Annotated in this window: 11 protein-coding genes; 9 read left to right on the plus strand and 2 right to left on the minus strand. The window is 67.0% G+C overall.

The window, feature by feature from the left end:
• Positions 1 to 30 precede the first annotated feature (30 nt).
• Positions 31 to 1,659: a cyclic nucleotide-binding domain-containing thioredoxin-disulfide reductase gene (locus L8K25_RS01080; protein ID WP_242137083.1), complete on the plus strand. Its 1,629-nt coding sequence runs from the start codon at positions 31 to 33 to the stop codon at positions 1,657 to 1,659.
• Between the two features lie 72 nt (positions 1,660 to 1,731).
• On the opposite strand, the gene L8K25_RS01085 is transcribed toward L8K25_RS01080, so the two are convergent.
• Entirely contained in the window at positions 1,732 to 2,226 is a 495-nt protein-coding gene (locus tag L8K25_RS01085; RefSeq protein WP_242137084.1) for a MarR family transcriptional regulator, read from the minus strand.
• A 239-nt stretch (positions 2,227 to 2,465) separates the two neighbouring features.
• Between L8K25_RS01085 and L8K25_RS01090 the strand changes: the two genes are divergently transcribed.
• The 3 genes from L8K25_RS01090 to L8K25_RS01100 are packed head-to-tail and all read left to right on the plus strand — an operon-like array spanning position 2,466 to position 6,567.
• Entirely contained in the window at positions 2,466 to 3,611 is a 1,146-nt protein-coding gene (locus L8K25_RS01090; protein ID WP_242137085.1) for an HlyD family secretion protein, read from the plus strand.
• Positions 3,608 to 5,125, plus strand: a complete 1,518-nt coding sequence (locus L8K25_RS01095) for a DHA2 family efflux MFS transporter permease subunit (protein WP_242137086.1) — start codon at positions 3,608 to 3,610, stop codon at positions 5,123 to 5,125. Before L8K25_RS01090 ends, L8K25_RS01095 begins: the two co-directional genes overlap by 4 nt.
• Positions 5,126 to 5,130: 5 nt before the next feature.
• Positions 5,131 to 6,567, plus strand: a complete 1,437-nt coding sequence (locus L8K25_RS01100; protein WP_242137087.1) for an efflux transporter outer membrane subunit — start codon at positions 5,131 to 5,133, stop codon at positions 6,565 to 6,567.
• Between the two features lie 48 nt (positions 6,568 to 6,615).
• Here L8K25_RS01100 and L8K25_RS01105 read toward each other — a convergent pair whose 3' ends face one another.
• On the minus strand, positions 6,616 to 7,923 hold the full coding sequence (locus tag L8K25_RS01105; protein WP_242137088.1) for a glycosyltransferase: 1,308 nt from the start codon (positions 7,921 to 7,923) through the stop codon (positions 6,616 to 6,618).
• Positions 7,924 to 8,229: 306 nt separating this feature from the next.
• Here L8K25_RS01105 and L8K25_RS01110 point away from each other — a divergent pair, with 306 nt between their 5' ends.
• From L8K25_RS01110 to L8K25_RS01130, 5 genes are all read left to right on the plus strand, one after another.
• Positions 8,230 to 9,747 (plus strand): hypothetical protein, encoded by a 1,518-nt coding sequence (locus L8K25_RS01110; protein ID WP_242137089.1) that lies wholly within the window; start codon positions 8,230 to 8,232, stop codon positions 9,745 to 9,747.
• Complete coding sequence (locus tag L8K25_RS01115) at positions 9,744 to 11,006, plus strand: glycosyltransferase (RefSeq protein ID WP_242137090.1); 1,263 nt, start codon at positions 9,744 to 9,746, stop codon at positions 11,004 to 11,006. The genes L8K25_RS01110 and L8K25_RS01115 overlap by 4 nt, the downstream gene beginning before the upstream one ends.
• 85 nt (positions 11,007 to 11,091) lie before the next feature.
• Positions 11,092 to 12,186, plus strand: coding sequence for a sensor histidine kinase (locus L8K25_RS01120; RefSeq protein WP_242137091.1), 1,095 nt, complete (start codon positions 11,092 to 11,094; stop codon positions 12,184 to 12,186).
• A 127-nt stretch (positions 12,187 to 12,313) separates the two neighbouring features.
• Positions 12,314 to 12,994, plus strand: coding sequence for a response regulator transcription factor (locus L8K25_RS01125; RefSeq protein ID WP_242137092.1), 681 nt, complete (start codon positions 12,314 to 12,316; stop codon positions 12,992 to 12,994).
• Positions 12,975 to 14,318: a HAMP domain-containing sensor histidine kinase gene (locus tag L8K25_RS01130; RefSeq protein ID WP_242137093.1), complete on the plus strand. Its 1,344-nt coding sequence runs from the start codon at positions 12,975 to 12,977 to the stop codon at positions 14,316 to 14,318. The genes L8K25_RS01125 and L8K25_RS01130 overlap by 20 nt, the downstream gene beginning before the upstream one ends.
• Positions 14,319 to 14,343: the final 25 nt, after the last annotated feature.

The following is a 14,343-nucleotide window of genomic DNA, read 5'->3' on the forward strand; positions in this document are numbered from 1 at the left end:
GTTCACGCAGGATATCGGGGAGTAGAGCCTATGGAAACGATCGGTGCCGATCTCCGCCAGATGCAGCGGACGCCTTTGGCGCCATCTCACGTCGCCGCGCTACGAGAAGCTGGCCGCGAGGTGTCCTATCCGAAAGGCGCGGTCTTGGCACGTGCGGGCGATCCGATGGACCGCTTCACCTATGTCGAGGACGGCGAGATCGAGGTGGTCAATCCCTTCACCGGAGAGCGACATCTGTCGTCGACGCTCGGCCCCACGCAGTTCATGGGAGAAATCGCGTTCCTCGACGGCGGCGCATGGTCGCTGCAGATGCGTGCCGCGCAGGAAACGCGCGTCATCGAGGTCCCGCGCGAAACGATGCTGACGCTGATGGCGCGCATTCCCGAAATGTCCGATATCGTCATAACCGTCTTTTCGGCCCGGCGACGCCGGCAGCTCGACGACCGCGACAGCAGCTTGCAGCTGATCGGCGAGGAGCAAAGCCGCGACGTCCGCCGCATCGCCGAATTCGCGAGCCGCAACCGGATTCCCTACACCTCGCTGCCGCTCGGTAGCGCCGCCGCGCAGGCGACCGCATCCAGTTGCTCGATCCCGGCGGCGGAACCGGCGGTGATCTTCGGGCGGGACATCGTCGTTACCGACCCGACACCGGACAAGGTCGCACGCCTGCTCGGCCTCAACCGGGATCTGGTGGAAAACGAAGCCTTCGACGTGATCATCGTTGGCGGCGGCCCCGCCGGTGTTTCCGCCGGGGTCTATGCCGGGGCCGAGGGATTGTGCGCGCTGGTCGTGGAGGACGTTGCGATCGGCGGACAGGCGGGCACATCGAGCCGGATCGAGAATTACATGGGGTTCCCGACCGGCATATCGGGAGCGGATCTGGTGTGGCGCGGCGAAGTCCAGGCGATGAAATTCGGAACGCGCTTCGCCATGCCGCGCCGCGTGGCATCGCTCGAGCAGCTCGAGGACGGAACGTTCTGCGCCGTGTTCGACACGCAGCAGCGGGTGCGCGCGAAAGCCGTCGTCGTCGCGACCGGCGTGCAATATCGTCGCCTGCCGATCGACCGGCTGACCGAATTCGAGGGCGCGGGCGTCTATTATGCCGCGACCGAGATCGAGGCGCGCTATTGCAAGGGGACCGAGGCGATCGTCATCGGCGGCGGCAATTCGGCGGGCCAGGCGGCCATGTTCCTCAGCCGGAGCGCCAGTTGCGTGCGGCTGCTGGTGCGGGGATCATCACTTGCGACATCCATGTCGAGCTATCTGTCCAGCCGCCTCGAGGCCGATCCCGCAATCACCATCGAATATGGCACGGAAGTGTGTGCGTTGGCGGGGACGGAACAGCTCGAGTCCGTGACGCTGCGCGACACTACGACGGGCGCGACCCGGACCGTGCCGACCCGCGCACTGTTCGTGATGGTCGGCGCTGCCCCCAATACCGATTGGCTGGCGGGCCTCGTCCAGCTGGATCCGAAGGGCTTCGTCGTGACGGGCGCTGCGGCCGGCGCCAACTCGCCCTTTGCGACCTCCTGTCCCGGCGTCTTCGCGGTCGGCGATGTCCGTGCCAACTCGGTGAAACGGGTCGCCGCGTCGGTTGGAGAAGGCTCTGTCGCGATCTCCACCGTCTGGTCGTTCATCAACGACGGTCCCGGTGGCTAGCGCGGGATGGATCCTAGGATCAGCGCGCGACGATCAGATGCTCGGTCACCGGCGGCCCGACCGCTGGCCTGATCAATCCGCGGGACCGTCATCTTCCGCCGAAAGCAGGTTTTCGATGATCGTTTCGAGCAGCGCGCCCAGCCGCGCCATGTCCTCGCTCGAGATACCGACCATCGCCGACTGATCCTCGCGATCGCCCAGCAAGCCCAGTCGCTCGAGCACCGGCATCGCCTGCGGTTTCAGATAGAGCCGCTTCACCCGGCGATCGGACTGATCCGGCCTGCGCTCGACCCATTGCGACCCTTCGAGCCGGTCGATCGTCTGCCCCGTCGCGACCGTTCCGATATCGAGCAGTTCAGCAATTTCCCGCTGCGTCGCGCCTTCGCGCAAATGCACCGCCGCGAGTACGCGCCATTGCGCGCGGGTCAGCGGCTTTCCGTCCGACAGCGTCATGCTGCGCGCGCGCTGGTCGAACCGCTTTCGCAGCAGCTTGGTGATCAACGCCATCTGGGTCGCGAAGCTGCGGTTCGCTGGCGGCGTGGTGCCGCGATCATCCATGATTGTCATAACGCGCGTCTTACCCCTGTTACATCCCTGCCCGGCCCCCGCCCCGACACGCGTATCCCGCAAAGGTAGTTTCTGCGCAAGCGAATCATGAGGTTGCGTATTATTCGCTTGCAAGCGATATCCTTCGGTCGCAAGAGCTGGCGGGGACGGTCGACCATGATCCGCTCGACTCGAACGGTCTGCCGACCTGCTGCCTTCCCGCGTTGCCTTCCCCCGTTGCCGTCGATGAGCAAGGAATTATGAGCTTGGAAGATACCCCCGGTCGCGCGACCGATTATCCGAGCGTCGAAAACTCGGCCCCGATCGAACAGCCCGCGCCCCTGGTGCAGGCGGTCGACCCACAGCCGGTTCGTCGCCGCAACCTGCGCACGCCGCTGTTGCTGCTGGCGCCGATCGTCGCGGTCGTCCTGGGGCTGTTCTTCTACCTGAGCGGCGGGCGGTACCAGGCCACCGACAACGGGTATCTGCAGTCGGGCCTCGTCTCGGTCAGCGCCAATGTCAGTGGCCCGGTGATCGCTGTCGGGGTGCGCAACAACCAGCGCGTCCGGGCCGGCGACATCCTCTTCAAGATCGATCCCGCACCCTATCAGGCGGCGGTCGACGAGGCTGCCGCGGAACTGGCGACGGCGCAGGCACAGGTCGCGTCGCTGCGCGCCAATTACCGCGAGGGCGAAGCCTCGCTCCAGTCGGGGCGCGACAAGCTGGCCTATGCCGTGCGCGAGGCCGCGCGCCAGAAGACGTTGCTGGGCGAAGGCATTTCGTCGCAGAACCAGTATGATCAGGCCGTGCTCGCGGCGCAGACCGCGCGCCAGCAGATCCAGACATCGGTCCAGCAAAACGCCGGCGTCGCGGCAACGCTGACCGGCAGCGTCGCCGCGCCGACCGACCGTCAACCCGCCGTCCGCCGCGCACAGGCTGCACTGGAGCGCGCCAAGCTCAACCTTGGCTATACCACCGTGCGCGCCGCACAGGACGGTATCGTCACCAAGGTCGATCAGTTGCAGGTCGGCAGCTACGTCAGCGCCGCTAAACCTGTGTTCACACTTGCCAGCACACGGCTGTGGGTCGAGGGCAACTTCAAGGAAGACCAGCTCAACCACATGCGTATCGGCCAGCGCGCGACGTTCAAGGTCGATGCGTTCCCGGACCTCAACCTTACCGGGCACGTCGCAAGCTTCAGTCCCGGCACGGGCAACAGCTTCGCGCTGCTACCGCCCGAAAACGCCACCGGCAATTGGGTTAAGGTCGTGCAGCGCCTGCCGATCGAATTCAGCATCGACTGTCTGCCTCGCGACCTACCGCTGCATGCGGGCCTGAGCGTCGAGGTGACGGTCGACACCGGCTATCAGCGCCATCTGTTCGGTGGCGCGACGCAGGCGCGATGACCACGTCCTACCCCGACCCCGCGACGCGCAACATCATCACTGCGGCGGTGATGGCGGCGACCGTGATGAACTCGCTCGACAGCACGATCGCGAACGTCGCGCTCCCGCACATCCAGGGAAGCGTTTCGGCATCGAGCGAGGAAATCACCTGGGTCCTAACCTCGTACATCGTCGCCGCTGCGATCATGACGCCGCTGACCGGCTGGCTTGCCGGACGGTTCGGGCGCAAGCGGCTGATGCTGTGGTCGATCGTCGGGTTCACGGTCGTCTCGGGGCTGTGCGGGCTTGCCAACAGCCTCGGCGAACTGGTCGGGTTTCGCCTGCTGCAAGGCGTGTTCGGCGCCGCGCTGGTGCCGATGAGCCAGGCGATCCTGCTCGACATCAATCCCCCCGAACGGCACGGGCCGGCGATGGCGGTCTGGGGAATGGGTGCGATTCTCGGGCCGATCATCGGCCCCGCGCTCGGCGGTTGGCTGACCGACAATCTGTCGTGGCGCTGGGTGTTCTACATCAACCTGCCGATCGGCATCCTCGCGTTCGTCGGCCTGTCCGGATTTCTCACCGAGACCAAGGATTCGGCCAAGCCCAGGCTCGACATCTTCGGCTTCGCGATGCTGGCGCTGGCGCTGGGTTCGTTTCAGTTGATGCTCGATCGCGGCCAGACCAAGGACTGGTTCAACTCACTCGAAATCTGCATCGAAGGTGCGATGGCGCTGTTCTTCGGCTATCTGTTCGTCGTGCAGACATTGACCGCTCGCAAGCCGTTCATCGACATCGGCATGTTCAAGGATCGCAATTTCCTGACCGGGTCGATCTTCGGCTTCTTCCTCGGCACGGTGCTGTTCGGCGTGCTCGCCTTGTTGCCGACGATGCTGGAGACGCTGATGGGCTATCCGGTGGTGCTGACCGGCCTCGTCACCGCGCCGCGCGGGATCGGCACGCTCATTTCGATGATCATCGTCGGCCGCGTGATCAAGCGCGTCGATGCCCGGCTGCTGATCTTCATCGGGTTCGGTCTTGCCGCTTATTCGCTCTATATCATGTCGGGTTTTTCGCTCGGGATGAGCGAACGGCTCGTGATCGTATCGGGCTTCATCCAGGGCCTGGGAACCGGACTGGTGTTCGTGCCGCTGACGACGATCGCCTTTGCCACGCTCGATTCGAAATATCGCAACGAGGGCGCGGCGATGTTCACGCTTACGCGCAACATCGGCTCTGCGGTCGGCATTTCGGTGTTGCAGGCGATGACGATCCGCAATTCGGCCACAGTCCATGCCCGGCTGACCGAAGGCATAAGGCCCGACAATCCCGCGCTGCCCGGAGGCTTCGACTTCGACCTGCCGAGCGCGGTCGCGGCGATGAACGCGCAGATCACCCGCCAGGCATCGATGGTCTCCTATATCGATGCGTTCTGGATGCTCTTCGTCCTTACCCTTGCCGTGATCCCGTTGCTGCTCCTCATGCGCGGACCGCGCAAAGGGGCGGCGGCCGGACCGACTATCCACATGGACTGATCCCGATGCGCTTGCCCCTCATTCTCCTGGCCGCGACCGCGCTGGCCGGCTGCACCGTCGGCCCGGATTTCGTGCGCCCGCAAGCACCGGGCGCGACACACTATCTGCCGGACCGGGAAACGTCGGCCGTCAAGGGCGCGCCGGACATCGCGCTGGGGGCTGGTCCTGTGCGTCGCTGGTGGACCGCCTTCGGTTCACCCGAGCTGGACGCGCTGGTCGAGCGCGCGATGGCGAACAACCGCTCCCTTGCCGCCAGCAATGCGACCCTCGCCGCGGGCCGCGACGAACTGCGCGCGGTCGCCGGGAAACGCCTGCCGCAGATCGATGCGAACGCCCGCGTCGACCAGCAACAGGTCAACCTCGCCGGCTTCGGTTTTTCGGGCAACAACCCGCTCGCGCCCGGGGGCAATCCCGAATTCCATCTGTATTCCGTCGGCGGGGGGATCAGCTACGATCTCGACCTGTTCGGTGGCCTGCGCCGCCAGGTCGAGCAGAGCGCGGCCCAGGTGGAGGCGCAGCAGCGCCAGACGGAGGCGGCGCATCTCGCGATCGCCGGGCAGGTCGTCAATCAAGTGCTGACGGTCGCCGCGATCCGCGCCCAGATCGCCACCGCCAACGCGTTGCTCGCCGATGACCTCCGCAATGTCGATCTGACGCAGAAGCGCCGCGCTGGCGGGGAAGGCACGCTGGTCGAAGTGCTCAACGCGCAAAGCCAATATGCTGCCGACCGCGGGGACATTCCGCAATTGGAACAACAGCTGGCCGAGGCGCGACATCTGCTTGCCACGCTCGTCGGCGTCGCTCCGTCAGAGCTTGGCGCGACCGAGTTCGATCTGGCACGCCTGACGTTGCCGACGGCGATACCGGTCGCCCTGCCCTCCGCGCTGGTCCATCAGCGTCCCGACATCCTGCAGGCGGAAGCGGATCTCCACGCCGCGGCGGCGGGAGTCGGTATCGCGACCGCGCGGCTCTATCCCGACATCACGCTCGGCGCGACCCTGACGCAAGGTGCGCCGGGGTTCGCCGATCTCGTGAAGAATGCGTTTCGCGGCTATGACATCTTCGCCGGGCTGACCGCGCCGATCTTCCATGGCGGCACGCTGAAGGCGCAGCGCGCCGCCGCGATCAATCGTGCGCGGGCGAGCGATGCCACCTATCAGCAGACGGTGCTCGACGCCTTCCAGCAGGTCGCCGACCTGTTGTCGGCGATCCAGAGCGATGCACGCTCGGTCGCCAACCAGAATGAATCGGTCGCGGTGGCCGATCGCTCCCGCAAGCTGTCGCGGCGCAGTTTCCAGGTTGGCAATTCGGGCATTCTTCAGGTGCTCGAGACCGAGCGACTGTACCAACGCTCGAGCAACAACCTGGTGGTTGCGCGTACCCGGCAGTTTCTCAACGTTGCGCGGCTGTACGTCGCGACCGCCGGCGGGTGGACGGCATAGGCAACCGCCGGCAAAGGCGGTCGGCGAAAGCGCAAACGCCCGATGCGGTCAGCGTGCGTCGGGGCACAGCGTTGTTGGCAGGCCGAGCGCCTGGACGATCGCGTCGGCCGCCGCATGCGCCCCATCCTCGCCGACCATCGACCGGGCGACCCGCTCGGCGGTCGAACGATAGGCGGGGTCGTTCAGCAGCGCGCCGATGCGACGGGTGGCACGCGCAACCGTAAAGCGACGCCGCGCCACCCGCAGCCCTGCGCCCATCCGCACGATCCGATAGGCATGGTCGTTCTGATCGCCCATATGCGGGACGATGAGCTGCGGCTTGCCCGCCTTGAGCGCCTGCCCCGTCGTTCCGACGCCGCCATGGTGGACGATCGCCGCCGTGCGCGGAAACAGCAGGGAATGCGGCGCATAAGCGCATGTGAGAATGTCGCCTTCGACGCTGTGCGGCCCCGTCCCGCCGACAAGCAGGATCGCGCGCATGCCGGTGCCGCGCGCAACATCGGCGGCCCTGGCATAGAAGCTCCCCGCGCCGCCGACCGCGAAGGTCCCGAGCGTAAACACCAAGGGCGGCGGCCCCGCTGCGAGAAAGGCCTCCAGCGCGGGATCGAGGGTTTCCGCCTGGCCGCTGTCACTGTCGAACATGGGAAAGCCGACGATCCGTGTGGTCGCAGGCGCATCGGGCGGCATCGCCCCGAGACGGGTCGAATAACAACCCAGCCGCAGCACCGCATCCTCTGGCGGATCGAGCAGATTGGCGGCCCCGGCCGGTTGCAGGCCGTGCGCGAGCCGCACCCGGTCGATCCGCCGCCCATAGACCCGGTCGAGCAAACGGCGCATCGTGGCATAGACCCGCCGGTTCCACGCAGCGCCGATGCGACCGACCGGTGCCGGCAGCATCATCCAGAAATCCGGCGTGCGCGGCGCGTCATAGGGTGACAGCATCGCCATCGGCTGCAGGATGACCGAGACCAGCGCAATGCCACGTTTTTCGGCGACGATCGGCGCGGCGATGACGAAGATCGACGCGACGATCGCGACTGCATCGGTGACGGCCGCATCAAGCGCAGCGGTACAGGCGGCGAGGTCCGGCAGCAGCACCTGCTCCAGCATGACGCGCTGGTTGCTCATGATGCGGCGCACCGCCTCCTCGTGGCTCAACCCCATGCGCTGGCGCGTTTGCGCGAACCCCGGCAGGATCGCCACGGTTTCCAGGCCGGCACCGCGACACTTGGCCACCTGATCCTCCGCCACGGCCAGCACGGGCGTACACCCGCGCTTCTGCAACGCCAAAGCGATCGCGATGAAGGGATGCAGATCGCCCAACGTGCCAACCGTTGTAAGAATGATCCGAGGCATGTGAGCACGGTCTCCGGACGGTCGCGACTCAGAAACAGGCCTGGGTCTTGCGTCCCCATAGCGTGATCGTTGCGCGAGCGATGACCGATTTGCATCGCTCAGCGCGCATGCGGCAACCGGACCGTCCCGCCGCGAGGTGCGGCGATCCGTTGTAAGGTCCGCGTAAGCCTGCCCGCGCATTGCCATCGGACCATTCCCGCGCCGCGCCGCGGCCCCCCTTGCCGAGCAGCCGCCATCACCGTCCTAGCAAAGCCTCCGGTCCTGCAGCATCCTGTGCCAAACCCCGGGACACGGAACGCTGCTGCAATGGCGGAGAAGCAGGAGAGGCATAAGCAATCGGCGCTACCCGGAGTCGGCCGCGCGCTGGTCGATGCCCTTCGGTCTTCCTACGTGCTCCCGCTGCTGCTGGTGGCGCTGTTCGCCCGATTGCCGACGTTCGGCAACCCGATCCTGCATGTCGACGAAGAGTTTTACTTCACGGTGGCGCGCGCGATGCTCGGTGGCGCGCTCCCCTATGTCGGCGTGTGGGATCGCAAGCCGATCGGGCTGTTCCTGCTGTATCTTCCGGCCGCCTGGGCCGGACCGGTGGCCGGGCTGTACGTGTATCAGGCGATGGCCCTCGCGGCGGCAACCGCGACGGCCAGCGTCATCGCCAGGCTGGCGCAGCGTGCAGGCTGGCGGCAGGGCAGTTTCGCGGCGGGCGCCCTCTACCTGCTGTGGCTGAACTTCGCGGACGGCCAGGGTGGGCAGGCACCGGTCTTCTATAATCTGTTCGTCGCGCTGGCCGTTTCGGTGAGCGGCCCGGACGGGAATGGCGGTTTGCGCGTGCGCGACCGATACCGGGCCGGCGGAATTGCGATGGCGCTGATCGGGCTCGCGTTGCAGGTCAAATATTCCTGCGTATTCGAGGGCGTTTTCATCGGCTGCTGGCTGATCGTGCGCGAATGGCGGCGGAGCGGCTCGCTTCGCACGACCGCGCTGTACGGCGTCGCACTCGTCGGCGTTGCACTGCTGCCGACCGCCTCGGTCGCTGCGTATTATTGGCACGTCGGGGCGGAGCAGGCGTTCGTCTTCGCCAATTTCACGTCGATCTTCCGTCGCGGGTCCAGCCCCTTGTGGGAAACGGTCGGAAACTTCCTGACCGTGACGGCGTTGCTCGCGCCGCTGGTCGCGATGGGCATCGCCGGCTTGCGCACCGGCGCGGCGACGCCCGTGGCACGTCAGTGGCGGATGCTGCTCGGCGGGTGGCTGGCGGCGGCGTTGGCGGGCCTCGTCCTGTTCGGGACCTGGTTCGACCATTATGCCCTGCCCGCGATGGTCCCCGCGGCGTGCTGTGCTGCCGGATTCCTCGGCGATACGCGCCGCGGCCGGAAGGTCGTCGTCCCCCTGCTGCTTGGCAGCGCGCTCGTGGCGCAAGGCGTCACGGTACTGAACCGCCGGGTGCGCGGTACGCCGGCCGAGTTCCACGCGTTGACCGCCGCGATCGGCACGGGGCCGGGCTGCCTGTACGTCTATACGCCGCAGCCCATGCTCTATGCCGCGACCGGCCGTTGTACTTTGACGCCCTACCTCTTCCCCGACCACCTTTCGCGCGGGCGCGAGGCGGGTGCGATCGGGGTCGATCAGGCCAGTGCCGTGCGCGGTATCTTCGCGCGGCGGCCGGCCGTCGTCGTGTTCGGTTCCTACCGCGGCGAACGCGCCGACATCCATGCGCTGGTCGCCGGCCTGCTCAGGCGCGGGGGGTATCGTCGGACGGCGCTGGCGCCGATCGGCGCGGCGCGGGTTGCCGTCTACGCCCTGCCCGATGCGGCGGCCGCCCCGTGACAGCATCCGCAACACCCGCCACCGACCCGTCGGCGAGACCGCTCCGCATCCTGACGTTTCTCAAGAGCTTCGACCCGGGCGGGGTCGAGAAGGTCGCGATCCGTCTGGCCGAGGCGTGGCACGACGGAGGCGCCGTCGTGCACGTCCTGATGGGTGAGGACCGCGGTGCGATGCGCGACACCGCCCCATCGCTGTCGTACGCGTTCTGCACGACCGCGGAGAAACCACGACGGTGGCGCCCATCGCTCCGGCTGCTCGCGAGGCTGCCCATGACCGTGCGGCAATTTCGTCCCGACGTGATCTTCGTCGCCGGCAACACCTACGCCGGGATCGCCGTCGCGCTCAAGCTCCTGCTGGGAAGCGCCTGCCCGCCGATCGTCCTCAAGGTCAGCAACGACCTCGAACGCGCCGACATGGCGCCGGTGCTGCGGGCGGCCTACCGCCAGTGGTTGCGGATCCAGGGGCGCTTCGTGGACCAGTTCGTCGGCATGGCCGAAGCCAACCGACCGGAGTTGACCGCGGCGTTCGGGGTGACCGACGATCGCGTGTCGATCGTCCACGACCCTGCGGTCTCGCAAGCGCAGGTTCGCCGGATGGCGCGTCTGCGGTCGGTACCGGCGATGGCATCGGGTCGCCGCTTCCTCGCGGTCGGCCGCCTCGTCCCGCAGAAGAATTTCGCGTTGCTGGTCCATGCTTTTGCGGACGTGGCGTGCGCCAGCGATGAACTCGTGATCCTGGGCGAAGGGCCATCGCGGGACCGCATTCTGCAAACCGCCGCCGAACGCGGTGTGCGCGACCAAGTCCTGATGCCCGGGCATGGCGATCCGAGCGCATGGTTGGCGCAGTCCGACCTGTTCGTGCTCAGCTCCGATTACGAGGGGGTCCCCGCAGTCGTCATCGAGGCGCTGGCCGCCGGGCTGCCGATCGTCGCGACCCGGTGTAGCGTCGCCATGCCGGAATTGCTCGGCGCGGGACGTTTTGGGCGGCTCGTGCCGCGTCGCGACCGCCGGGCGCTGGCCGACGCGATGCGGTCGGGCGCGGGCGGCCCGGCGTCGCGCGCGGCAATGCAGCGGCAGGCCTTGCGCTTCACGATCGAAGCCGGCGCGCCCGCCTATTGCGACGTCTTCCGCCTGCTGGCGGATCGCGCCGTTCGCCAGGCCGATCAGTCGGGCCAGCGCTTGGAGGACCCGTCCCAGGCGATGTCCGTACCATATCGCGCGCAATCCGCGTCGACCGCTGCCGCTGTAAGGCGGGTGTAAGCGATCCGCCCCCAACAGAAGCGCCACGGCCGCAGCCGTGTTTCCCGAAGCGACACTTTCGTCGCTGCTCCCACGGAGGGCCCCGATGGCGTCCCGCTTCCTACGTCTGTTCGTCGGTACGATCCTGGCGATCCTCTTCGTGACCGTGGTGGTCACGTGCTGCACGCTTGCCGCGCCGAACAACGCGGCCCCCACCTTCGGCATGGTCTGCCTGGCATTCGCGATCATCGCGTTCCTGGGTGGCCGGTTCCCAACCTCGATCGCGGTTGCCGCGGGCGCCCTGGAACTGGCCTTCATCCTGCCCGGCGAAGGGTTTGCGGTCAGTGATCCGGACCACGCGATGGGCCTCATCGCCGTCATCGCCACGGGGGTGATGATGGCGTGGTACGTCGGACGCCGCGACACCCTTTCGGCGCTGCAGGCGGCCGAGGTCGCGACCAGCCGGCAAATCGCGGAATGGCGTGGGGTCGCGCATTCGGAACTGTCGCACCGCTTGTCGAACGATCTGTCGATCATGGTGTCGATGGCATCGATCAAGGCGCGCGAGGCGACCAGTCCGGAGGCGCGCGATGCGCTGGCCGACCTGAGCGGCCGGCTGATCGTGCTCGGCCGGGTGTATCAGCGGCTCGACCTTCGCGATCTGGATTCCGAAGATGCCGTGGCAGCCCGGCAATTCCTGTTCGACCTGTGCGACGACCTTCAGCTGTCCACCCTCAGCGAAGGGTCAATCTCGCTGCGCGTCGACATTGACGACGCGCTTCGCCTGCCGATCCGGACGCTGAGCATGCTCGGCCTGATCGCCAACGAGATGCTGACGAACGTTCGCAAACATGCCTTCCCCGACGGCAATGGCGGCGAAGTCCTGCTTTATCTGCACAAGCACGCCTTCAGGACCGATTGCGTCGAAATGATCGTCACCGACAACGGTGCCGGGTTCAGCAGCGGCCCCACCAATGCGCAGCGCCGGGGAAGAAGCCTGCTGTCCATGCTAGCGAGCCAGATCGACGGTTCGATCGCCTATGCGCGCATTTCCGGGACGACGGTCGCGACGCTGCAGTTCGCCCTCCCCGCCTCGGCTCGGGGTCCTGCCCGTGCCGAGCAAGACACGGCATCGCGCGGCGGGATCGCAGCGGAGCCGCAGGGTGCCGAGGCGCACCGCCACGGTGTCGATCCGGCCTGACCGCGGTGCCGGCAGGCTGACGGTCCGGTCGAAAGGATCGTCGCGGGACGTCTTCTCGCGGTCTCGTGTCATACGAACTTCACATTCCGGGCGGAGGCAGGACCCGGCATGGTGAAGGTAAGGCCCGATGGCGCGCGTGTTGGTGGTAGAGGACGATCCCAAATCCGCCGAAGTGATCCGGCTGATCCTGGTCGCGGAGGGATTGTTCGTCGTCGTGGTCGACAATGCGACCGACGCCGTATTGCAGGTCAAGGGAAGCGCTTTCGACGCGGTGGTGCTGGATCGCATGCTGCCCGGGCCGATCGACGGGATCGGCGCGCTTGACCTGATGCGCCAGGCGCGGATCCTGACCCCGGTGCTGATCCTCAGCGCCCTGTCCGCGGTCGAGGAACGCGTCCGCGGCTTGCGCGCAGGTGGCGACGACTATCTCGCCAAGCCGTTCGAGCCGGTCGAGCTCGCGGCGCGCGTACTCGCGCTGATCCGACGCCGGGTCGCGGAAACCGCGTCGGTGAGCCTCGAACATGGCCGCGTGCGGATCGACCTGCTGTCGCGCGAAGCCTGGGTCGACTCGACCCATATCGATCTCCAGCCGCGCGAATTGCAGCTGCTCGAATATCTCGTCCGGCACCACGGACGACCCGTCACGCGCGCGATGATCTTCGAGAGCGTCTGGGGCTATCGCTATGACCAGCGCACCAACGTCATCGACGTGCATGTCACAAGGCTGCGCCGCAAGATCGAGCGCCCCGACATGCCGCCGCTGATCGAAACCGTTCGAGGAACCGGCTATGTCCTTCGCTGCGATTAAGCGCTGGCGGCGCAGCTCGAGCGCCCGCTTCGCGCTGATCTTTCTGCTGCTGTTCGGTGCGGCGGCGATCGGCCTGTTCGCTTTCGTCAACGCGCGCGCGCTGGCCCATTTCAACGCGCAAACCGACGAGTGGCTCGCCCGCGAGACCATTCGCATGACCCCGGCCGCGACCCGCGCCGATGCGATTGCCCGCGTGGACCATCATAACCAGTCCGACATCCACCACCTGCGCCCGTTCGGCCTGTTCGATCCGGCCGGGCGGCGTCTCGCCGGGTCGCCCGCAACCATGCCGCCGGGCAAGGTCGAGGACACGCCCTTCGACCTCCAGGCACACACCGCGCGCGGCGCGGTTACGCTGCGCGCGATGATGCGGCGGCTTTCGAACGGCGATCACTTCCTCGTCGGGCAGGATCTGCAGGAATCGCGCGCCTTTGCCGCCGATCTCGTATTCGCCATCGTGTGGGGCGGGCTGGCGCTGCTGCTGCTGTGCCTGTCCTGCGCGGTATGGCTGGCGTTTTTGCAGGAGCGCCGGGTTCGTCGCCTGACCGAAAGCCTCCACCAGATCATGGCGGGGCAGCTCGACGCACGGCTGGCACTGTCCCCACGGCGGGACGAAATCGATGAGCTGGCCGGCGGAGTCAACCGGATGCTGGCGGAGCTGGAGCGACTGATGCTCGAAGTGAAGGCAGCGGGCGACAATATCGCGCACGACATGCGCACCCCGTTGACGCGCCTGCTCGCCAATCTACGGCAGGTCGATCACGGTCGCGCGGATTGCGCAGCGATGGCCGCGGTGATCAGCGACGCGGTCGAGGATGTGAGCGGGATGATCGCCATGTTCAACGCGTTGCTGCGGATCTCGGAACTGAACGAAGCCGCGCGGCGCCAGGCCTTTCGCGCGATCGACCTGGCCGAGATCGTCGGCGATGCGACCGATTTCCATGAAGTCGCCGCGCACGAGCGTGGCATTACGATCCGCCGCATCGTCCCCGCGCATCTTGCGTTCGAGGGCGATCCCGACCTGTTGTTCGAAGCGGTCGGCAACCTGATCGACAATGCGATCAAATACACCCCGAGCGGCGGTGAAATCGTCGTCGATCTTGCGGCCGGGCCGGTCCTGAGCATCGCCGACACCGGACCGGGCATTCCCGCCGACGAACGCGCGAAGGTCCTGCGCCGCTTCCACCGCGTCGAGTCGAGCCGCAGCCTTCCGGGCAACGGCCTCGGCCTCGCGCTGGTGTCCGCGATCGCGCAGGTGCACCGGCTGGAGCTGCACATCGGCGATGGAAAGCCCGGCTGTGTCGTCTCGCTGGAGGCGGCCTGACCCGCCCACACATTAACTCGAATTT

The sequence above is a fragment of the Sphingomonas sp. TREG-RG-20F-R18-01 genome, from assembly GCF_022662475.1.
GTDB lineage: Bacteria > Pseudomonadota > Alphaproteobacteria > Sphingomonadales > Sphingomonadaceae > Sphingomonas.

What these genes read in the sequence shown, in the direction of transcription:
- L8K25_RS01080 (WP_242137083.1), top strand. Translation starts at nt 31, where the DNA reads ATGGAAACGATCGGTGCCGATCTCCGCCAGATGCAGCGGACGCCTTTG.
- L8K25_RS01085 (WP_242137084.1), bottom strand. Translation starts at nt 2,226, where the DNA reads ATGACAATCATGGATGATCGCGGCACCACGCCGCCAGCGAACCGCAGC.
- L8K25_RS01090 (WP_242137085.1), top strand. Translation starts at nt 2,466, where the DNA reads ATGAGCTTGGAAGATACCCCCGGTCGCGCGACCGATTATCCGAGCGTC.
- L8K25_RS01095 (WP_242137086.1), top strand. Translation starts at nt 3,608, where the DNA reads ATGACCACGTCCTACCCCGACCCCGCGACGCGCAACATCATCACTGCG.
- L8K25_RS01100 (WP_242137087.1), top strand. Translation starts at nt 5,131, where the DNA reads ATGCGCTTGCCCCTCATTCTCCTGGCCGCGACCGCGCTGGCCGGCTGC.
- L8K25_RS01105 (WP_242137088.1), bottom strand. Translation starts at nt 7,923, where the DNA reads ATGCCTCGGATCATTCTTACAACGGTTGGCACGTTGGGCGATCTGCAT.
- L8K25_RS01110 (WP_242137089.1), top strand. Translation starts at nt 8,230, where the DNA reads ATGGCGGAGAAGCAGGAGAGGCATAAGCAATCGGCGCTACCCGGAGTC.
- L8K25_RS01120 (WP_242137091.1), top strand. Translation starts at nt 11,092, where the DNA reads ATGGCGTCCCGCTTCCTACGTCTGTTCGTCGGTACGATCCTGGCGATC.
- L8K25_RS01125 (WP_242137092.1), top strand. Translation starts at nt 12,314, where the DNA reads ATGGCGCGCGTGTTGGTGGTAGAGGACGATCCCAAATCCGCCGAAGTG.
- L8K25_RS01130 (WP_242137093.1), top strand. Translation starts at nt 12,975, where the DNA reads ATGTCCTTCGCTGCGATTAAGCGCTGGCGGCGCAGCTCGAGCGCCCGC.